This is a genomic window from Blastopirellula sp. SH421 (genome assembly GCF_057808535.1).
In genome coordinates this window covers 5,012,157-5,032,456 of sequence record NZ_CM173712.1, presented here as the reverse complement: position 1 = coordinate 5,032,456, position 20,300 = coordinate 5,012,157, and the positions used below count along the sequence as shown (strand labels likewise).

The following is a 20,300-nucleotide window of genomic DNA, read 5'->3' as shown; positions in this document are numbered from 1 at the left end:
CTAAAGAAACTTCGGATCGTGATCGCCGGGCAGAATTCGGACGATTTCAACTTGATTGGCGCGGAGTCGAAAGAAGATCACATGTCGACCAAATGCAGTTGCTCGGACGTCTGCACCCAGCTCTTCCCTAGCGTCGCCGATATCGGGTTGACCTGCAACAAAGCGACATTTGTCACGCATCTTGCGAAGCCAGTATCTTGCTGCCTGCGGCTTATCTCGGGCAATAGAGAGGCAAAGAGCATTAAATCCGCTTTTGCAGCGGCAGAATATCGCAGTCGATTCATGTGGTCGAGCTCACCGCCGCTCTGATTCGACCTTGGAGATTGCCGATTCTGCTTCTGCGAAAACTTCGTCTTCGTCAAACGAATCGCCAGCATCCAATTGCCGAATTCCCTTGGCGATTTCAAGGCGTAACGCCTCTTGCGTTTGGAGCAGACGAATGCCAGCGGTGACTGCTGCTTCGATTGACTCGTATCTCCCGTTCTTCACCAAAGTCTGGAAGAATTCATCGAATTCGGTGGGAAGGGTTAGTTTCATCGAATTAGCCACAATCGAAAGAGTGAGTAGTTCACATGGTGAAGAGGGAAGCATTCAGGGGAGCTTTAAGTATAGGTCAGTCAGCTCCTAAGAAACAATCTTGTTCTCGAATACTGATCGCTTCGTCACTTGATCGGTTCGCCGGTATCTTCGACGCTGCCATCCGTTTGGATCTTGAAATTTCCTTTACGCAGCGGTTGCTTGCGATCTCCCTCGCGAAACAATTGCGAATCGACAAAGTCGACATCCTCCGGCGACAACCAATGGATGCCGAGGTTCTTGCCGGTCATGAGGTAGGTCTTCGCCGGTTTTTCCGGCGTCGAAGAGTCATAGTTGAAAGGCTGTTGCATTGAGTCTCCCTGGTCCGTCACCAGGGCGACCACGCTGGTATGCGTGGGATCGCCGGGATCGTTATCTAGATGGAAGGGCGATTTGCAACCGTGAAGTTGGCGATTGTGGGGACTGTTCCACGGTTCGTCGAATCGATAGTCCCGCAATCGCGGATCGAAATTCCGGTCAAAACCATCGTCCATAAGCCGCATCAAATATGCTCGCCAGCTATGCATCGGGCGTCCGTTGGCGTCGTAAGTGCAGCGAGGGAGGGACGCTTGATGAGTGTCTTGATAGTTGGAGATCGCAAGCATTACCATGCAGGTTTGATTTTTCGCGCGGAAGTGATCCATCTGCCATTTAGGATGCCCCATGGACGGGGTGAGAAAGACTAAAACGCACATCAGTAGCGGAACGCCGAGCAGCGCGATTGTTGTTCTGCGGGACGTCGTCTGAGGGCGATAGATCCAAAGAAACACCCAGACCACAATCAAGGCGACTGGTATGGCTAATAGGCCGGACTGGACGGCAATCGCCAGACACAACGCGATGCCGGCCGTAATCGCGAAACAAAACTTCAGATCAAATTGCATTGTGCATCCTTACAACTCCGGAATCGCATCATCCTTGCCAATCACTTCCCCTTCCCACACCGCCGTCTCGCCATCGTAAGACAAGATGCGGTGGGCGCTGCCAGGGGCGGCTGGGACATCGACTTTCGGTAGCCAGGTTGCCAGCTCTTGTTTCACGTCGGCTAGTTCGGCTTTGCCGGCCAGGTTGTTGATTTCGTGCGGGTCGGACTGCATGTCGTACAGTTCTTCTGATCCGTCGGCGTAGTGGATGTAGCGCCAGCGCTGGGTGCGGATGGTGTGGTTGCCTTGGTTGTGGGTAGTGATCGCCGGATGTTCTCGTGTGGTTGTTGCGTCTTGCAGTTGCGGCATCAGGGAGAGACCTTCGAGGTCGGGCTTTTTGGGGAGCCCGCACAGGTCGTTTAGGGTGGGGTAGATGTCAAGCAACTCCACCGGCTGCGTGCACTTGGCCCCGATCGCGACGCCGGGGCCGGCGAAGATCAGCGGGACGCGAGTCGAGCGATCCCAGAGGGTGTTTTTGCCGGTGATTCCTTTTTCGCCCAGATGCCAACCATGATCGGACCAGATGACGACGACGGTGTTTTCGGCATAGCCTTGTGCTTCGAGCGTCGCTAAGACGCGGCCGATTTGAGCGTCGACAAAGCTGGTGCAGGCCATGTACGATCGGACCAAATTGCGCCACTCGCCTGATTCCGCCAAAAACTTCTGTCGCGGTTCCGGCAACTTCCAGTGGAGATACCAAGAGAAGCGGGGCGTGTCATCCCGATCCGCCTGCATGAACGGCGGCAGTTGAACTTCGTCTTCCGGATAGAGATCAAACCATTTTTGCGTTGCGTAGCAAGGAACATGCGGCAGAAAGAAGCCGACCGACAGAAAGAACGGCTGCTGTGGTTTTGCTTCTAGCGTATCCACCGCCCAACTGGCGACCTGGTAGTCTCCCTTGTCTTCGTCGTTGTGGGGAAAGGTTCCCCAGTCGACCAGCGGGTGAGGATTGGGGGTTTTGACCAGCTTTTGTTTCGGCTGAGCGCCCACCGAAGCGTTGGGGCCAAGGTGATCGAACTCATCATCTTTCTTAGGACGACGTCCATAGGCGCCGTGATAGATTTTGCCGGTCGAATAAGCGGTGTATCCGTTTTGTCGCAAATACTGCGGCAACGTCACCAGTTCGTTGAGCGACTCGACATCGCGAAACCAGGGCGCCAAGCCATGAATGCCGGTGGTGCTGGGACGCAGCCCGGTTAGCAGGCTGGTGCGCGATGAATTGCAGAGCGGCGCCTGACAGTGAGCGTTAAGGAACACGGTTCCTCGCGCTGCGAGTCCGTCGATGTTTGGCGTTTGAACTTGAGGGTGTCCGCCGAGACAGCCGATCCAGTCATTCTGATCATCGATGGCGATGAACAGAATATTGGGCGTCTCGGCTTTGGCGAGCGAGCCGAACAGCAGCAGCGCGCAAACGGCGCAGAAGAGGGGACGAAGCATAGGGCAATCTTGGGGCGGGAGATAGAGCGAGCAGAATCAACTTGGTTGATTCTAGTCGATCAGCACGTGAGAAGCACGTGCTACGCCGTAGCGCCCTAATGGTCTACTCCGGAGATCGATTCTCGTCGGCACTATCATCGGCGCCTTGCTTGCGGGCTGCAAGGATTGCGTTGATCAACGCATCAGGCGCCGGCGGCGGCGGGTTCATCTGGTTGCAGCAAGCGGCTCTGCCCAGGATTAATGTTTCGCGGTAGTTGTCCAGGTAGTGCTTACAGCATGGACAATGTTCCAAGTGCGTTTCCATCACCGTCTGCTGGTTGGCCGGCAACGCATGGTCAAGAAACTCGGCGAGATAATCGTAGATCTCTTTGCAGGATAGTTTTGCGTGATTCATGGTTATGCACCTTGCATGTGAGGATCTAGCAAGGTTTTTAACGCCTGGCGTGCGCGATGGAGTCTGGTTTTTACAGCGCCGGGCGTCAGTTCCAAAACATCAGCCGTTTCTTCGGTGCTCATCTGTTCGATGTCGCGCAATAGCAAAACGGTACGGTAGGATTCTGGTAATTCGGCAATCTTTGTGCGAACCAATTCGCGGATTTCTCGGTCATTGACCGCGGTATCGATTGTAACGGCCCAAGCCGGCTCATGACCGTCGCGATGTCCGTTACCAGAGAATTGCGGCAGCAAATCATCAATTGGCTTTTCTGGTTTCCGGCGCCGCGTCCGTAGCTTCATCAGTGAAGCGTTCACTACAATGCGGTGGAGCCAAGTCGATAATTGCGAGTTCCCCTCGAATCGGCTAATTGACCGAAATGCTGACAGGAACGCATCTTGCAGCGCGTCTTGGGCATCCTGCTCTTGCGTCAAAAAGCGACGAGCCACCGCGAGCATCCGCCCGCTGTAGTCTCGCACCAGACGCTCAAAAGCGGCCGGATCACCGGATTGTAAGCCGTGTACCAATTCGGCTTCGGTAACGAAGGGATCGGCAATTGGGCGTTGAAAACTTTCCATGTTCGGAGAATACCAGATCGAGAATCGGTCGTCTATTCGGACAAGTAAGGTAGATTTTCCCAGGAATGCCATTGAATCGACGCTGGGCGAAGCGCACGATCAAATGAATTGCCGGGACAAAAACTAAAGGTATTGAGATGTCGAAACAGTTGGCGTGGATCATCCTGGCCTTGATCGCGGCTTTTCCGGGGACTTGTGTAGCCGATGGTCTCCGCGTCGCTTTTGGTGAAGTTGATCTGACTCCCGATTTAAAAGCGGGGAGACCGGTCTTTTTGGCCGGCTATGGCTACAACCGCCGAGCAACCGGCGTCCATGACCCTATTATGGGGAGAGCCTTGCTGTTGGACGATGGGCACAAGCGGATCGCCATCGTGGGCGTTGATCTGATCGGAATGGCTTTGCCTGATGTCCAGCGCATCCGAGATAGCCTGCCAAATATCGACTTTACGATCGTCGCGAGCACGCACAGTCACGAAGGCCCCGATGTGATCGGCATTTGGGGGCCTAACCCTTTGTCACGTGGAGTCGATGACCGATATGTCTCGTTGGTGGTCGATAAGGTTTCTCGTTTGGTCGCTTCACTCGAAAAAGAGTTGACTCCGGTAACGGTCAAATATGGCCAAGTCGAGGATGCGTCCCTGCTGCGGGATAGCCGCTTGCCAGAAGTTTATGACCCGATGCTGCGCGTTCTTCGCTTTCAAGCGATTGATAGCGGCGCCGATATCGGACTGCTGTTGCAGTGGAACGCACACCCCGAGGCGATGGGGTCAAGAAATACGTTGCTGACCGGCGACTTTCCGGCGACGACGGTCAGTGAGTTGCAAAAGAAGTATCAATGTCCGGTGGTTTATATTTCTGGCGCAGTGGGCGGATTACTCGCGCCGGCGCGTGGTCCGTTTAAGGACGACCAAGGCAGGGAATTGAAGGAGGGGGATTTCGCATACTGCGAAGCGTATGGCCGTGCGGTTGCGCAACGTGCCGAAACGGCGATTGATACGGCGAGTCCGATTACGGCGACACCGTTGGCGATTTCGACCAAACCAATCGCGATTCCAGTCGAAAACCCGCTTTACAAATTGGCTCGCAAGTTGAATGTGGTAAAGCGGCCCGGTTATGAAATGACCGATGACTTTGAAACCTTCGGCAAGCAGGTATCGAGAGAATTTCGTCCAGAGAATGCAGGCATAAAATCCGAGGTTTCGGTCGTTGCGCTAGGAGAACTGCGAATTGCCTGCATCCCAGGCGAACTCTATCCAGAATTGGTCTACGGAGATTACCAGAACCCGGTTGAGCCGAATGTTGATTTTCCTGACGCTCCGCTTGAACCGAGTGTCGACGCGATTTTCACCGACAAAAAGTGGATGCTGTTTGGGCTGGCGAACGACGAGATCGGCTACATCATTCCCAAACGCCAATGGGACAGCCAAGCTCCTTACGCCTATGGTCGCGATGATCGCCAGTATGGCGAGATCAACAGTTGCAGCGTCGAGGTTGGGCCGATCCTCATGGAATCGCTCCGCCGCCGCGCTGCTGAATTGGAAGCTGCTGTGGGTAAATAATCGCTAAGGTTTAGCCTTCCAGCTTTTCCTCGGCGGCACTCTTGCGAAAGTATTGTGGTGCTAGGCTCCAATGATCCCCGCGGAGGCCTGCCTGAAAGTCAGACCAAGCTAACAGCCCGACGGTCGCTGCCAGGGGGCGCCAACATGACTCGGGCAAGATTTGGACGCCAGCGGGGATCTCGTCCTGTAGTTTGGATAGTGCGGTTCCGCTGACGCAATCGCCGGCTTGCAGCGAGGCGATCCAGGCTTCGATTTCGACAATTGCAGTCGAGCCGTTGCATTTCCAATCACTTGCTTGCCGCTGGTATTTTGCGGCGAAAACTTCTTGCCGTTGGGCGTCGATGATAGTCTGGACGTTGTTGACGTCTGCCGGCGACTGGGCGGCGATGACGCGCAGCGTGTCGATCCCTAGGACTTCGGCCTTGGCGACGTAAGCGAGGGCTTTGGCGGTTGCGACACCGATTCGTAGGCCGGTAAAGGAGCCCGGACCGTGCGAGACGGCGATCAGCTCGACGTGGCTGGGCTCCCACTCGACACTGCGAAAGGCTTCGTCCAGAGCTGGAGTGAGTGCGGCGGCTGTTCGGAGGGCCGGGTCAAGTTCTACCTGTCGCAACAGTTGATCCCCCTCCAGCAAGGCAAAGGAAGATTGGCGGAGCGATGTTTCAAGTGCCAGCAGCTTCATGGCGATGTTGGATTTCTATACAGACGAAACTGGACGACGACGACAGTGTGGTTCATGCTTGACCTAGGTCTTTATCCTACCTAAACTTCGGGGCTAGGCCTGCAATCACAACGCCTAATAGGCTACCATTGATGCATCGCTCCGGTAGGGGAGACGCGTCAGCTGCTGTTCCGCAATACTCTCCCTCGGCATACGAAAGCCCTCGGTCAACGAAAGGTAGTCAGGCTTGAAACGAGCGCTGATTAGCGACATCCATGGCAATCTAGAAGCGCTGACCGCGGTTCTAGACGACATTCGACAGCAGGGTATCACTGAGATCTACTGCCTGGGGGATGTTATCGGCTATGGCCCCAACCCGGTCGAGTGCCTGGATCTGATTCGTCGCAAATGCACCATGTGTCTGTTGGGTAATCACGATCAAGCTGCCTTGTTTGATCCCGATGGCTTCAATCCGGTCGCGTTTCGCGCTATTTTGTGGACGCGCGACCAAATCGACAACTCTTCTGGCGGTCCCAATGTCGTCAACGAACGATGGGACTTTTTGGGCGAACTGCCGCGAACCCACATCGAGCCGCAACGGTTGTTTGTGCATGGGTCGCCGCGTGATCCCACCAATGAGTATGTCTTTCCGGAAGATGTCTACAATCAACGGAAGATGGAAAACCTGTTTGATCGACTTGATCGCTTTTGTTTTCAAGGGCACACGCACATCCCCGGCATTTTTACCCCGAGTCTCGAGTTCTTTGGGCCGGATGAATGCGACAACGTCTATCGTTTGGGTGATGAGCGAGCAATGTTTAACGTCGGCAGCGTCGGGCAACCGCGTGACGGCGATCCGCGGTCATGCTACGTGATCCTGACGGAAGAGTCCGTGATGTATCGCCGCGTCGAATACGATGTAAGCGTGACCTCCAAAAAAATCTACGATATCCCGGACCTCGACAATATGTTGGGTGACCGATTGAAAGACGGCAGATAGGATTTTGCCGTACTCCTTGCCGCTAGCCCTGCAGAGATGACTTCGATGAAACGCGCGATTGTCAGCGACATCCACGGAAATATCGAAGCGCTGACTGCGGTCCTGGCCGATATCGCGTCGATTGGGGTCTCCGAGATCTACTGCTTGGGGGACATCATCGGCTATGGGCCGAACCCCCGCGAATGCGTCGATGTTGCTCGGAAATTTGATTTCTGCATTCTGGGAAATCACGATCAGGCAGCGCTGTTTGACCCTGAAGGCTTCAGCCAGGGGGCCGAACGTGCAATCTTTTGGACGCGCGAGCAGTTAGAAGCCGGCGGCGATACCGATCCGGAAGTCGCGAATCGTTGGAAATTTCTGTGCGAATTGCCGCGAACTCGGCTCGAAGGGGACTGGATGTACGTCCACGGTTCGGCCCGAAATCCGCTGAATGAGTACGTATTTCCTGAAGATATCTACAACAGTCGCAAGCTGGAGCGAATTTTTTCGATCATTCCGAAGTATTGTCTCCAAGGGCATACGCATGTCCCCGGCGTGTTTGCCGACGATTTCACCTTTGTCGCTTCGGCGGATCTCGAAAATAGTCGATATCGCATGGGCAGCCGCAAGCTGATGGTCAATGTTGGCAGCGTCGGACAGCCGCGGGATGGTGATCCACGCAGTAGTTATGCCGTTATTCACGACGAAGAAGTCGAATTTCGCCGGGTTGCTTACGATTTTTCGGTGACAGCCGCCAAGATTCGGGCGATTGACAGTCTCGACAATACTCAGGCGGACCGTCTGTCGGACGGGCGTTAAATCCGCGATAATCGCTCTATTCTCGCTTGCAGCGGGTTAGCGGCCTCCACACGGCGTTTTGAGGCGAAATAGACGAAATGGTTTCGTTCTCTTTTGCGCGGCGTGGTTGCAAGATTTGTCCATCCCATGAGAATACAAGCAAATACGCTTTGATCACGCCGCCCAATTCAGGGTGACGTCTATTTTTATTGTCCAGCAAGGTTGAAGTTGTGGAACGTCGTGTAATTGCGTTTTCTCTGATCGCTGTCGCGACGCTCATGACGATGCAATTGCTTAGTCGTCGCAATGAAGACGCTAAGCAACCGAAACCGGATGCGGAGGTCGCTGAAAAAGCGGCTGATCCCCAGGCGAGGGGTATCCCCAAAGCCGACCAGCCCAATCCTGAAATCAAGCCGCCGGCCGAAGGGGGCGATGATCCGGTTGAAGAAGTTCGCCAGTCACGCAAGTTTGTGACCCTCGGTTCGGTCTCTTCGGCTGAAGCGGACATGTTGGTCACTTTCGACAGTCGCGGTGGCGCCGTCGCGCGGCTCGAGTTGCCGGCCGACAAATTCAAAAGTCTCGAAGATCGCCGCGATGGTGGTTATTTGGGTGGATTGATGCCGTTTAATGCGGCGGTCGGTTGCGAGATCCGTGTTGTAGGGCCGGGAACGCCTGCGGCGCTAGCGACCCCCAAAGATCCGGCGAGCGGTGTCGGTCTTCAGGTTGGTGACATCATCAAATCGCTGGCCGGTGAAGAGGTCGTCGACGTTCAGTCGTTTACTGACGCATTACGAGAAACCCGGCCCGGTGACACCATTTCGCTCGTGGTGGAACGTAAGGGTTCTGCTGCGGTTGCGTTGTTGAACTATTCGGCGACGCTGACCGAAACACCACTGGAAGTGATCAAGCCTGAAGTCTCAACGGTGGTCGACAAAGTGACCGGTTTGCCGCGGACTATTGAGCATCCGTCCGCCTACCTGACGTCGCTGTCACGAATCAACGGCTCTATGATTCCGGCCGAAGGGAAGTTGATCGAAGAATTGCCGCTGGTCAACAAGAACTGGCGATTGGTAGAAAACGACGATCCAACGATCGTTCAATTTGAGACCTTGGTGACGCCGGATGATTTACCGCAGGGAGTTCGTTTTGCCCGCTTGCGCTTGGTAAAGACGTATCAACTGCCAAAACGGCCAACGGACCCTGCTGCCGATCCTGACTACAACCCCTATGGCCTCAAGTATACGCTGCAAGTTTTCAACGACGGAACGGAAGCGGTCGACGCGGCGTTTCGTCAATTTGGGGCTACGGGGCTGCCGACCGAAGGCTGGTGGTATAGCAATAAAATCTCGCGCGGTTGGGGTGGCGCTGGCCTACGTGACGTTGTCTGGGAGTCATCCAAAGGGGACTTCAAGATGTTCACAGTGGCGGAGATCGTCGCCAAGGCGGAGGACCTAGAGAGCGATCGCCAAATTTCGATGTTCAAAGTTGACGACCAGACGCGAGCCAGCTTTGTGGGCGTGGACGCGGTTTACTTTGCATCGGCGATGGTTTTCCCGGAGCCTGAAAAGGGCCCGTCACTGTCGCGCGGCGCCGCATTTGTCGCGGCCGTTGTGGATCAAGAGCAAAAGCAGCGGACCGATTGTACTTTTCGCTTGGATGGAGCGACCGAAACGATCCAGCCGGGCGAACAACCGTTTGAAGTCTCGTGCACGATTTTCTCGGGACCGAAGAAGGAAGAACTGCTGGCACACTACGGACTGCAGAATCTTGAGTACTTCGGCTGGTTCCACTATGTCTCGACCGCACTTCTGGCCGTGCTGCACTTCATGCACGACTACATGTACATCCCCTATGGTTTGGGGATCATCTTTCTGACGCTGATGGTTCGTGCGGTGTTGTTTCCGCTGAGCCGCAAGCAAGCCCGCAATATGCTGGTTCAACAGCAGCTCGCTCCAGAAATGAAGAAGATCAGCGAGATGTACAAGGATGACCCGATCAAGCAGCGACAAGCGCAGCAAGAGTTGTTCACCAAGCACAACTTTAATCCACTGGGCGGTTGCGGGGTGATGTTCCTGCAGTTGCCGATCTTCCTGGGGCTCTATCGTGCGTTAGCTGTTGATATTCAGTTGCGTCAGGCGCCGTTTATTCCAGGCATTCAGTGGTGCTCTAACCTCGCAGCGCCCGATCAAGCGTGGTACTGGGTCGGCGTTTTGCCCGATTTTATGACGATCCATCCTTCTGCTAGTTTTCCGACCAGCTTTTTGTTCCTGGGGCCCTACCTAAACATTCTGCCACTCGTCACCATTGTGCTCTTTTTGATTCAGCAAAAGATGTTCATGCCGCCGGCGGTGGATGAGCAGCAAAAGATGCAACAGCAGATGATGACCTACATGATGGTCTTTATTGGCTTCATGTTCTTCCGCGTGCCGTCCGGTTTATGTATCTACTTCATCACTCAAAGCGTCTGGGGCATCTTAGAACGCAAGTTGATCCCCAAGCCGAAGTTGGCTGACGTGCCATCGGTGTCCGATACGGTCAACGCGAAAAAGCCGAAGAAGCGTCCGCCGGGTAAAAAGTAAGCCAACAAGAAGGCGACGGACCTAACATGTCGGCCGCACTGGAAGACACCATCATCGCGATCGGCAGCGGCGCTAGCGGAGCCCTGCGAGGGGTGGTCCGCATTAGCGGTCCTGCCGCCTACCGCTGTGTTGAGCCGTGGGTCGAGCTTTGTGATCCGCCGCCGGCTTTCGGGCGCCGGGCTGCGATGACGTCGGCGATCGCCAACCTCGGGGATCGCCAACTGGCGTGCGATCTCTACTATTGGCCCAACGACCGCAGTTATACGCGTCAGCCATCGCTCGAAATTCATACCATTGGTTCTCCGCCGCTGTTGGAAGAACTGGTCGCCGCCGCTTGTCGTCACGGCGCTCGCATGGCGGAACCAGGCGAGTTTACACTTCGCGCATTTCTCGCTGGGCGACTTGATCTCATCCAGGCTGAAGCGGTGCTCGGCGTTATAGATGCTGAAGGTGACAGCCGTTTAAAGCAATCGCTGGCGCAGCTTGCCGGCGGACTATCCTCTCCACTAGCCGAAGCGCGACGACAAATGTTGGAGCTATTGGCCCACTTAGAAGCAGGGCTCGACTTTGTCGAAGAAGATATCGAGTTCATCTCGTCGGAGGCTTTGTGTGCGCAGTTGCAGGAGGCGCAGCAATGCGTCAGGCAAGCGCTTGCCCAGCTTTCTGGCCGTGATGCTGGGGAGACCGCAATCAAGATTGTTTTTTGCGGCGCGCCAAATGTAGGAAAGAGCAGTCTGTTTAACGCGATGATCGGAGAGGCGACGGCGATTGTAGCCGACGTGTCAGGCACCACCCGTGACACACTGCAAAAGTTGATGGTCATCGGTGGAGAGCAAGTCGCGCTGATTGATACGGCTGGCCTGGAAGAAGTGCAGCAGGGACCTCAGATGTCGGCGCAGCGCTTGGGAGGCGAAGAGGTAAGCCACGCCGATATTCGCATTGTCTGCTTCGACGCGAGTCGCGTTGCAACCGATGTTGAACGGAAACTTTGGGACGATTCACCAGAAGATCGTCGCCTGTTGGTTTGGACCAAATGCGATCTGGTGAAGCCGGGCGCTACTGCTGGAATCATGACCAGCGTCGCGACGGGGCTAGGGATCGAAGCATTGCGCGCAGCAATCGGCAAGAAGTTGGCCGCTCTGCCGGCGGTCGAGGATGCGACGGCGAGTCGATGCCGCGCGAGTTTAGAGCAGGCGAGCGAATCGCTGGCGGCGGCGCTAAGTGCGGCCCAGTCTGGTTTAGGGGAAGAATTAATCGCCGTCGAGATTCGCATGGCGTTGGTCGAACTAGGGCGTGTTGTCGGTGCGATAGCAACCGACGATATTTTGGACGTAATTTTCAGCCGATTCTGTATCGGTAAATAAATAGCAAATTGAGATTCTTTGCGATCTCGGTAACGATGGGAGGGGATGCAAAAAACTGCCTAATTCTAACAATTAGTTGAGGAATTTTAACGGTTTCATGCTCGCTCTTAATTGCAGAATGTGCAGTGAACCTGTATCGTAGAGCAATACGGTGGTAAATTGTGCCCACTGGCGGTAGATCCAATTCAGGTATCTTCGTCCAAGCACAAACCGCCCGCCCTTTCTCTCAAAGCCACATCGATTTCGCTAAGTGTGAGCGACCTGCCTTGTCGTTTGTGGATGATGTTGATCACCGGATTAGGAGCTTCCCTCAATGACAATGAATAACAACCGTCGTGATTTTCTAAAGGTTTCGGCGGCTGCGGGCGTCGGCTTTTGGGCGTCGAATATGAAAGCGGCGGAATCAAAATCGCCGAATGAACAAATCAACTTTGCTTGTATCGGCGTGCAAGGTAAAGGCTCGAGCGATTCGCGCGACGCTAGCCGTGCCGGCAATATCGTCGCGATCTGCGACATCGATGACCATAACTTGGACAAAGCCGCAGGCGAGTTCGAGGGAGCGAAGAAGTACAACGACTATCGCAAGATGCTCGATGAGATGGACAAAGAGATCGACGCGGTGACGGTCAGCACGCCTGATCATTGTCACGCTGTGGTCGCTGCCACCGCGATGAAAGCAGGCAAGCATTGCTTCACGCAGAAACCACTGACCCACAGCATCTACGAAGCTCGTCGCTTGGGCGAAATTGCTCGTGAAAACAAAGTCGTGACCCAAATGGGTAACCAGGGGACATCGCACGCCGGTCTGCGTCGCGCCGTGGAGATCATCCAATCAGGCGCTATCGGCAACGTTACTGCGGTTCACGTTTGGACCAACCGTCCGGTTTGGCCGCAAGGTCAAGGATTCGCCGAAGTCGAACCGACTCCAGAATACATCCACTGGGATAACTTCATCGGTCCGGCCAAAGCGATCGACTATCGCCCTGACATTCATCCGTTTAAGTGGCGTGGTTTCTGGGAATTTGGCACCGGTGCTTTGGGCGACATGGCTTGCCATACGGTCAATATGCCTTACATGGCGCTCAAGCTGCGTGACCCCACGTCGGTCGAAGCGGTCACTTCAGGCCACAACGGGATCACCTACCCGAAATGGTCAACGATCACCTTCCAGTTCCCAGAACTCGACGGTCGTCCGGCTTGCGAATTGTTGTGGTATGACGGCGGCAAAATGCCTGACAACGCGCTGCTTGACGGCGTGCCGCGTGACGGCGAAGGCAAAGTCGCCAGCAGCGGTTGTCTGCTGATCGGTGACAAGGGGCGTCTCTATTCGTCCAGTGATTACGGCGCCAGCTTCCAGTTGTTGCCGGAAGCTCAGTACAAGGATTACGAAGGTCCGGCTGAGTCGATTCCGCGGTCGCCTGGGCACTTCAAAGAATTCGCCGACGCCATCAAGGGTGGCCCGGAACCGATGTCGAACTTCCCCAACTACGCCGGTCCGCTTACCGAGACGATCCTGCTCGGTAACTTGTCGGTTTGGGCTGGAAAGAAGATCGATTGGGACGCCAAAAACATGGTCGCCAAAAATGCTCCGGAAGTTGCGGACATTATCAAGCCGACCTATCGCGAAGGCTACAGCCTGTAAGGCTTGCCTTGGTCGAGCCAATAAATTTTGGGGGGAGAGTCGGTTGTCGACTCTCCCTTTTTTGTGCGCTGCTGCTCTCTGGCTGACCGATTGTTTGCATCTTCTACTCATTTTGCGATAACATAGAACGAGTCGACAGTCTCCCCTGTTTTACTTTCGCCTGTCAGTATCGCCATGCCATCCGGCCAGCCGACAACTTACTTGCCTGATGCGGCGACATTGCCGTTTGACTTGCGCGCATCGGTAGGGCATGCGGCGTGCGAAGATCGCCAACACATCATCGCGGATGATGACGCATTGTTGGTGGAAGCGATTAAAAGCAAAGATCGCGAAGCATTTGCAGCGTTTGTCTCTCGACAGCAAGGTTTCGTCTTTGGCTATTTGCGTTCACGAATGCTCGAACCATCCGATGCAGAAGATCTTTGTCAGGAAGTCTTCCTCCGTTGTTTCATCGGCAAGGTTCGCTTTCCTGAGCACGTGCCGGTCCGGCCGTGGCTGTTGGGAGTCGCACGCAATGTGCTGCGCGAACACATTCGTCAAGTGAACCGTCGCAAAGAAGTCGCCTGGACCGAGCTTTGTCTCGAAATCGATGCATTGGCTGACAATGACCACGACGACTACTCGGCCGTGCAAGGCTTTTTGAAGCAATGTTTGGATTCGCTCGGCAAAAGTGCTCGGGACGCCCTCGACATGCACTACTACGCTCAGATGAAGTTATCAGCGATCGGCGTTAAATTGCGACGTAGCGAGGGCGCAGTAAAGCTGCTCGTCTTTCGTGCTCGTCAAGCGCTGAAGAATTGCATCACGCGAAAGATCCACGCCAGCGCCGATGACTAACGAAGAACTAATTGAGCTGGTGCAGTCCCACACTCCGGCTGAGCTCAAGCTTGAAGAGATCGAATTGTTGCGCCAGCGGATTGCGGAATCGGCAGAATTGCGCCGCGTTCTGATCGATCAGTTGCAGATGGAGCATTATTTAACCGATGCTCTAGGGCGACTCGGTTTCTCCGCCGAAACTATCTTGGCAAAGTTTGATCGCAGTCAACGCCGCAAACAGACCATCCGCGCGATGTGGGGTGGTCTGGCGCTGATCTTCTTTGGGGTCACGGCCGGCGTCATTTATTTCTCGCAGCCCAAGACCGAAGTCGCCGATGTGACCGAGGTTCCGAAGCCCACCGAACCTGCCGATAAGCAGCCGCTCGAAAAAGAGAAGCCGATCGAACCGGAGAGCGTTGTCGAGCAATCGCCCTCTGAGATGACCCCGTTGGCTTCGCCTCGGAGCGGCGGCGCACAAGTTGCCGCTCAACAGGAAGAGTCGCAGCCAGGACCTTGGGATGTCTCACTGGCGCGGCCGGCTGTTAGTTTTGCCGATGCGTGGTATCACGATTTTGATCCGGCGCATGATGCGCCGACCGGAGACTCGCTGAAGCAATGGTTTACGCCGCTGCCCAAGCAGGGAGGTCGGTTCGAGACACAAAAGCATCACAACACGATGCGAACCAGTATGAACGGCGCCTTTCGACTGAATGCTCCTTGGACTCTTGGAGCGGCGCTGCGATTGTCTGTTTGGGACGCCGAGCAATTCGCGTTGACTTTTCTTCACGGCGACCAAGGAATATCTCTAGTTCATCACAACCGAGATTATGACCCTTGGTCGGCTTACCTCGTTACCCGGAAGCCGGGGGAAGAAAATGTCAGTCGTCGTACGCTGGCCGTCAGTGATGGTTTTGCCGATCGCCGTTCGGATCTGCACGAAGCGCCAATCACATGGTGCTACTATGATGATCAACAGCAAGAGCTGGTCATCTATCGCGGCGAAATCGAATTGCTGCGAGCGCCCCTCGCTGGCTCGCCGACCGAAGTTTTATTTGAAGGCAAAGCTTGGCTACGTGGGCTTGATTTTCAACGGCTTAGTGAATTGCCCCCGTCGAGTCGACTTGAACTTCCCGTCCTGACCGAAATCGACCGGCCTGCTGATCTCACTTGGACCGAGCGACTGCCCGAGACGGGAATTACCGTTCGCAAGCTTGACGATGGTGCTGTGGAGTTAATTGCAGAGCAGGGGGAAGGCTACATCACAGCGCCCATTCCAGGAACGGGGCTGCGCGTTGTTGATTTTCTGCTAGAAGATTTTGAAGTGGGAGGATCAGCGCTGCTGGCCTTTCGGGCGAACCCTGCTGAAGATCCGCCCCGCTACGACCCTGGCGTCGCCGTCGCCTTTGGCCGAAACAACGCGACCAACGAATACTTTCCGTTTCTCTCTTGGTGGGGAGACGATGGACGAAAAGATCAACGCAAGCCGCAGGAACTGCCGATTACCGATGTGGCAAGTCCGATCTGGATTCGGATTGTCGCGATAGACGGTCAGTCTCGATTTTGGACCAGCGTCGATGGCCGCAACTGGGCGATCAATCCCCAGCCAGCCGGCGGTATGAATCGTCAGCAAACGGAATTCGGCATTTCGATCAAAGCGGGTCAAAATCCGCGCAAGATTCGCTTACGCAAAGTAGTGGTCCGCGGGGTGAATCTGCTGTCCCAAGCCGTCACTAAAGAGTCGCTGGGCTCAGCGCCGACCGAAGTGAAACACTCGAGTGATTGGATCACCAAAGCGATCGCGGCGCGGCCGGCTGATGTGCCGCTCGAAGTATGGATGGCCGCGGCGGCGGAAAAATCCATCATTGCAGGGACCGACAATCCCCACGTTTTCAGGCAACTGGCGGACTCACTCGATGATCCCGCATCGCTTGAGAATTCGCTCGATCACCTACGCAAGTTCGCCTATCTGGTGAAGACTTGGCCAGCCGGTCAGGATGAAAAAGAGTGCTTTGAGTTTTTCGAAGCTTACGCAGCGAACTTGGTTGGTCGTCAATATGCGGATGGCCGAGCCTTTGATGTCGACGACATGCGACGCACGATGTTGGCGTTGCCAATTGATATGCGCGATCGCGTCGATCTGATGGATGAGCAGTTGATTCATCAGGCTCTCCTGCAGAAGCTTGCCCAGCACGAATGGAATGCTGCGATTGAGCTTTGCCTGAAGCAGCGAATGTACGCCGGCCAAGACGACTATCGGATGCGGCGTGATTATCAACTGCTGGCTTGGGTTTATTCGGCGGCGACGCGGGAAACCAATCTGCGGATCGAGGGAGATTGGCCTACGATCGATGCTCGCTATCGATCTCCCTTACTCGAAGAATTAAGCAAAGACGCTTACAACGTCAGCGCAGACTTGTCGGCCGCGATCGACAGTAGCGCATTTGCTGACGCTTGTCGAATCATCAACAGTGTCAACCTGCATGGAGCCAACGGCCTGGCGCCTGACCGTGAAGATCCCGATCTCTATTTTTCGCTGCCGGCCGCGATCACCATGGCGATGCGCCGCAATCCGCAGTTACGCGAAGAGATGAATCGCAATTTTTCTGACGTTGCGCGGTTGCGCGCCAGTTCCGAGATCCACTCAGGCGATGTCGAAGCGGTTGAACTGGTGACGCTGCAGTTCTACGGCACGCAAGCGGCGGCCGAAGCACACTTGTGGCTGGGTGATCAGGCGCTTGCCGTTGGTCAGGTCGCGCGGGCGATTGCGCATTATCGTCAGGCTGGTGGCGATCAATCGACGATTGACGACCAACTGTTGGACGCTCGCTTGGCGCTAGCCGCGGCAATTATTGGTGCGACGGAAAACGCGAACTTGACAACCGCGGTGTCGATCGGAGGAAAGTCGTTCTCGACAGCGGCGATCAAGCAATTTAGCGAGCAGCGTCAAGCGTCGGGTTCCGCCAATTGGAACGCCGCTCGCCCAGCGGCGCTGGAGGGAGGGAAGCTCGACTTCGCGCCGACTAATCTAAAAATTCAAGACGCCGTGCGATTGCAGTTGGACTATGGCGAAGGAGCCAATGATCGCGACAACCTCTATGCATCCAACGACGTTGACTGGGCGGCCGAGACGTTGGCCGCAACAATGACCGACGATCGCATCTTTTTGAACAATCGCTTTCAATTAGTGCAAATCAATCCCAAATCAGGCGAGATCGTTTGGAAGACGCCGCGGATTGACAGTCATCGCGCTCGCGCCCATGACAATTGGCAATTGACCAAAATGCGACCGCTCGTCGTCGGTGATCACATCTTTGTTCGAATGCTCCATTCCAATCGCCCTGAGCTGTACTGCTATCGCCGCGATGACGGCAAGTTGGTGTGGCGCGCCGAGGGTGAGCTGCCGGTCCTTTCGGATCCTCTGTGGATCCAAGGAGAACTGTTTGCGATTGTGGGAGACGAAGACTCCCAAAACTTGTGGGAGGTCCAACTGGCCCGCATTGACGCCGAAACCGGTGAGACGCTGCGCAAACATCCGCTTGTCCGGTTGCGACAGTCATGGGGTGAACGTCGGCTTTGTGCCGCAGTCGTCGCCGGCGACTTGATCGTTGCAGACTTAGGAGGCGCCGTCTTGGCTTGCGATTTGTCTGGCGGCGTGCGTTGGGTACGAAAACAAACGTCAACGCCTACTTCGGCGCGAGTCGATCTGGTCCGGCAACAAGAGATGACGCCGATTGTGAGCGAAAATCGCGTGATCGTGCGGCAACCCGGCGCGCTGTCGATCGATTGCATTGACATCGATACTGGCCGCCTCCTCTGGTCGAAGTTCGCCTCAGAGCTGGAGCGGTGCATCGGACTTGTCGATGGAAAACTGATCTATTTAGAGTCCAACGCCGCCGTCGCGATTGATACCAAAGATGGCGCTGTAGCTTGGCGGCGCAGCGACGATTGGCACGTTTATGCAGCGACGATCGCCGGCTCGCAACTAGTCGAAATTGCAGGAACCGGGCAAAAGGGGGGCAGTAACGAAATCGTTCCCTGGATTCGTTGGTTATCGCTTGCCTCGGGGGAAATGATCTCTGGCGTCCCTTTGGCGAAACTGTCAGCCAAAGATCCACAGCTCGGCAAACTACTGGTTCATCCGCAAGGCGCCTTTGTCAGCTTTCGCTCAGAAATGCGAGACCTGGATATGCGGCTGCATCGTTTGGAGCCGGAGGGAGATCCGCTTGCACTGGCGCAGTATAAACCGCTAGCAGCGACTAAGCCGCTCTCTCCCACTTTTGCCGCGGCCTGGGCAGGGCGCTTCCCGAACTGGCGGATCGTGGCAATCGAAACGACGGATAGCGCGACGATTATTGAGCAAGCTGGTAAGCTGGAGTTTCAGCTCAGTCTCCATCCGTCGAATGAATTAACGTTGATCCATCCTGTCGAAGCGGGAAAGCTCCTCTCCCTGACGGTCGATCGTACGCAAGTCAAGGGTCCAATCCGGATCTCGGTTCGCTGTGGACAGGAGACAATGTTGGAAGGAACGATGACCGACGAAGGGGATCTCGCTAAAGTCACCGTCAACTTGCCCCCCAATCGCCACCCCACGGATCTCGTACAGGTTTCTCTGCAAGGGGGCGGCAAACTTTTGGTGAGGGATCTAACGATTCAGTAGGTCGGGCAGGCAATTTTTGGTGAAACAACCAAACAGCCCGAGATTCTGCGTAACGATTCTGCAGAGTCCTTCCATATCATGGAAAGCGGTACTTTTCCCTGATTGATGGACTTGTCGTGCGATCCTATTCTTTTTCACCCAAACTTTTCGTCTGCTGGCTTTTGATCGCAATCAGCCTAGCGACCTCTCCGCCCAATGCCCGTGCGCAAGGGGATTGGGAAATCACGCCGGAAAGCGAGGCAGCGCTTGAGCGTGGTCTCGAATGGTTGGCCAAAAACCAGGGTCCCAAGGGAAACTGGGAATCGGACGATCTCGGACTGGTCGGGATGGGAACGTTGGCGTTTTTGGCGGCTGGCCATGCACCGGGACGCGGCAAATATGGCCGCACCGTGGAACGAGCGGTCGACTACCTGCTGACCAACGCTAAACCATCGGGGCTGCTTAATGTCGCCGATGCGCAGCGTGACATGTACAACCATGGCTTGGCGACATTTGTCCTCGGTCAGGCTCACGGCATGACCGGTGATCCGCGAATTAACTCAGTGCTGGATCGGTCACTCAAACTAATCGCGAATACGCAGTGCGAAGATGGAGGGTGGGACTATCGTGCTCGGCGTCAAGAGCATGGGCACGATCTCAGTCTGGCGGTGATGCAGGCCAAAGCTCTGCGGAGCGCCGTCGATAGCGGTCTAGAAGTTCCGCCGGAAGTAATTCAGATGGCGATTGCAAGCGTGCGTGACCATTACGAACCGGAAGGGGGCTCGCGCAACGCACCCGAATCGGAACAAATGAAACGGCCTGGTCAGTTCACCTATTCACGCAACGGCGGCAAATCCTCGACTGCGATGGCGGCCGCCGGAGTCGTTTGCTTGCAGGAATTCGGCCAGTATGACGATTGGCGGATTCGCAAAAATCTGGACATCATCAACGTCCAGATCGAAGAGCTAAACGACAAGCAAGAGCGTCATAATGGCAAGCTGCCGTTTGACGCCTATACGATGTACTACGTCGGTCAAGCGCTGTACCAAATTGGCGGCGATGATTGGAAAAAGTCATATCCAATTTTGCGAGATCGCGTTGTTGAAAGCCAGATTCTGCGTCCCGACACTCCTCGTGAGCATGGCAAATGGGGCGCTGGCGCTCATCTGGGCGGAATGCCGAGTGATCTGTACGGCACGGCCGTTGGATGCTTTATTCTGGCGATGCCCAATCGCTATTTGCCGATTCTGCAGGAAGGCCGTATTGAAGGCCTGTCGCAGCAGTTTAACTCGAACTAGCACTTCTCTTCCTTTTGCTTG

Annotated in this window: 16 protein-coding genes; 9 read left to right on the top strand and 7 right to left on the bottom strand. The window is 55.3% G+C overall.

The window, feature by feature from the left end; all coding sequences use genetic code 11:
* The 6 genes from SH421x_RS20335 to SH421x_RS20310 all read right to left on the bottom strand — a co-directional run bounded on the left by SH421x_RS20335 (position 1) and on the right by SH421x_RS20310 (position 3,947).
* Positions 1-225 carry a type II toxin-antitoxin system RelE/ParE family toxin gene (locus SH421x_RS20335; RefSeq protein ID WP_488856459.1) on the bottom strand — a complete coding sequence of 75 codons (225 nt, stop codon included), beginning with the start codon at positions 223-225 and terminating at the stop codon, positions 1-3.
* Between the two features lie 69 nt (positions 226-294).
* A complete protein-coding gene (locus tag SH421x_RS20330; protein ID WP_488851850.1) occupies positions 295-537 on the bottom strand; it encodes a ribbon-helix-helix domain-containing protein in 243 nt (80 codons plus the stop codon).
* A gap of 125 nt (positions 538-662) precedes the next feature.
* The gene (locus tag SH421x_RS20325; protein WP_488851849.1) at positions 663-1,460 is read right to left on the bottom strand and encodes a hypothetical protein; all 798 of its coding nucleotides are present in this window, start codon (positions 1,458-1,460) and stop codon (positions 663-665) included.
* Positions 1,461-1,469: 9 nt separating this feature from the next.
* Positions 1,470-2,936: a sulfatase gene (locus SH421x_RS20320; RefSeq protein WP_488851848.1), complete on the bottom strand. Its 1,467-nt coding sequence runs from the start codon at positions 2,934-2,936 to the stop codon at positions 1,470-1,472.
* A gap of 103 nt (positions 2,937-3,039) precedes the next feature.
* On the bottom strand, positions 3,040-3,330 hold the full coding sequence (locus SH421x_RS20315; protein ID WP_488851847.1) for an anti-sigma factor family protein: 291 nt from the start codon (positions 3,328-3,330) through the stop codon (positions 3,040-3,042).
* A 2-nt stretch (positions 3,331-3,332) separates the two neighbouring features.
* Complete coding sequence (locus SH421x_RS20310; RefSeq protein WP_488851846.1) at positions 3,333-3,947, bottom strand: sigma-70 family RNA polymerase sigma factor; 615 nt, start codon at positions 3,945-3,947, stop codon at positions 3,333-3,335.
* Between the two features lie 137 nt (positions 3,948-4,084).
* Here SH421x_RS20310 and SH421x_RS20305 point away from each other — a divergent pair, with 137 nt between their 5' ends.
* Positions 4,085-5,506: a hypothetical protein gene (locus tag SH421x_RS20305; RefSeq protein ID WP_488851845.1), complete on the top strand. Its 1,422-nt coding sequence runs from the start codon at positions 4,085-4,087 to the stop codon at positions 5,504-5,506.
* 10 nt (positions 5,507-5,516) lie between these two features.
* Here the strand turns inward: SH421x_RS20305 and tsaB are convergent, their stop codons facing one another.
* Complete coding sequence (gene tsaB, locus SH421x_RS20300; RefSeq protein ID WP_488851844.1) at positions 5,517-6,188, bottom strand: tRNA (adenosine(37)-N6)-threonylcarbamoyltransferase complex dimerization subunit type 1 TsaB; 672 nt, start codon at positions 6,186-6,188, stop codon at positions 5,517-5,519.
* Between the two features lie 226 nt (positions 6,189-6,414).
* On the opposite strand from tsaB, the gene SH421x_RS20295 reads away from it, so the two are divergent.
* From SH421x_RS20295 to SH421x_RS20260, 8 genes are all read left to right on the top strand, one after another.
* A complete protein-coding gene (locus SH421x_RS20295; protein ID WP_488851843.1) occupies positions 6,415-7,167 on the top strand; it encodes a metallophosphoesterase family protein in 753 nt (250 codons plus the stop codon).
* 45 nt (positions 7,168-7,212) lie between these two features.
* Positions 7,213-7,965, top strand: coding sequence for a metallophosphoesterase family protein (locus SH421x_RS20290; RefSeq protein WP_488851842.1), 753 nt, complete (start codon positions 7,213-7,215; stop codon positions 7,963-7,965).
* Between the two features lie 209 nt (positions 7,966-8,174).
* A complete protein-coding gene (locus tag SH421x_RS20285) occupies positions 8,175-10,523 on the top strand; it encodes a YidC/Oxa1 family insertase periplasmic-domain containing protein (protein WP_488851841.1) in 2,349 nt (782 codons plus the stop codon).
* Positions 10,524-10,549: 26 nt separating this feature from the next.
* Complete coding sequence (locus tag SH421x_RS20280; protein WP_488851840.1) at positions 10,550-11,887, top strand: tRNA modification GTPase; 1,338 nt, start codon at positions 10,550-10,552, stop codon at positions 11,885-11,887.
* 313 nt (positions 11,888-12,200) lie between these two features.
* Complete coding sequence (locus tag SH421x_RS20275; protein ID WP_488851839.1) at positions 12,201-13,529, top strand: Gfo/Idh/MocA family protein; 1,329 nt, start codon at positions 12,201-12,203, stop codon at positions 13,527-13,529.
* 174 nt (positions 13,530-13,703) lie between these two features.
* Positions 13,704-14,366 (top strand): RNA polymerase sigma factor, encoded by a 663-nt coding sequence (locus SH421x_RS20270; RefSeq protein ID WP_488851838.1) that lies wholly within the window; start codon positions 13,704-13,706, stop codon positions 14,364-14,366.
* Positions 14,359-19,002: a PQQ-binding-like beta-propeller repeat protein gene (locus SH421x_RS20265; protein WP_488851837.1), complete on the top strand. Its 4,644-nt coding sequence runs from the start codon at positions 14,359-14,361 to the stop codon at positions 19,000-19,002. The genes SH421x_RS20270 and SH421x_RS20265 overlap by 8 nt, the downstream gene beginning before the upstream one ends.
* Positions 19,003-19,118: 116 nt before the next feature.
* Positions 19,119-20,279 (top strand): prenyltransferase/squalene oxidase repeat-containing protein, encoded by a 1,161-nt coding sequence (locus SH421x_RS20260; RefSeq protein WP_488851836.1) that lies wholly within the window; start codon positions 19,119-19,121, stop codon positions 20,277-20,279.
* Positions 20,280-20,300 lie beyond the last annotated feature (21 nt).

Excerpts from the sequence above, each read along its gene's own strand:
- SH421x_RS20330 (WP_488851850.1), bottom strand. The coding sequence starts at position 537 with ATGAAACTAACCCTTCCCACCGAATTCGATGAATTCTTCCAGACTTTG.
- SH421x_RS20325 (WP_488851849.1), bottom strand. The coding sequence starts at position 1,460 with ATGCAATTTGATCTGAAGTTTTGTTTCGCGATTACGGCCGGCATCGCG.
- SH421x_RS20320 (WP_488851848.1), bottom strand. The coding sequence starts at position 2,936 with ATGCTTCGTCCCCTCTTCTGCGCCGTTTGCGCGCTGCTGCTGTTCGGC.
- SH421x_RS20315 (WP_488851847.1), bottom strand. The coding sequence starts at position 3,330 with ATGAATCACGCAAAACTATCCTGCAAAGAGATCTACGATTATCTCGCC.
- SH421x_RS20310 (WP_488851846.1), bottom strand. The coding sequence starts at position 3,947 with ATGGAAAGTTTTCAACGCCCAATTGCCGATCCCTTCGTTACCGAAGCC.
- SH421x_RS20305 (WP_488851845.1), top strand. The coding sequence starts at position 4,085 with ATGTCGAAACAGTTGGCGTGGATCATCCTGGCCTTGATCGCGGCTTTT.
- tsaB (WP_488851844.1), bottom strand. The coding sequence starts at position 6,188 with ATGAAGCTGCTGGCACTTGAAACATCGCTCCGCCAATCTTCCTTTGCC.
- SH421x_RS20290 (WP_488851842.1), top strand. The coding sequence starts at position 7,213 with ATGAAACGCGCGATTGTCAGCGACATCCACGGAAATATCGAAGCGCTG.
- SH421x_RS20280 (WP_488851840.1), top strand. The coding sequence starts at position 10,550 with ATGTCGGCCGCACTGGAAGACACCATCATCGCGATCGGCAGCGGCGCT.
- SH421x_RS20275 (WP_488851839.1), top strand. The coding sequence starts at position 12,201 with ATGACAATGAATAACAACCGTCGTGATTTTCTAAAGGTTTCGGCGGCT.
- SH421x_RS20270 (WP_488851838.1), top strand. The coding sequence starts at position 13,704 with ATGCCATCCGGCCAGCCGACAACTTACTTGCCTGATGCGGCGACATTG.
- SH421x_RS20265 (WP_488851837.1), top strand. The coding sequence starts at position 14,359 with ATGACTAACGAAGAACTAATTGAGCTGGTGCAGTCCCACACTCCGGCT.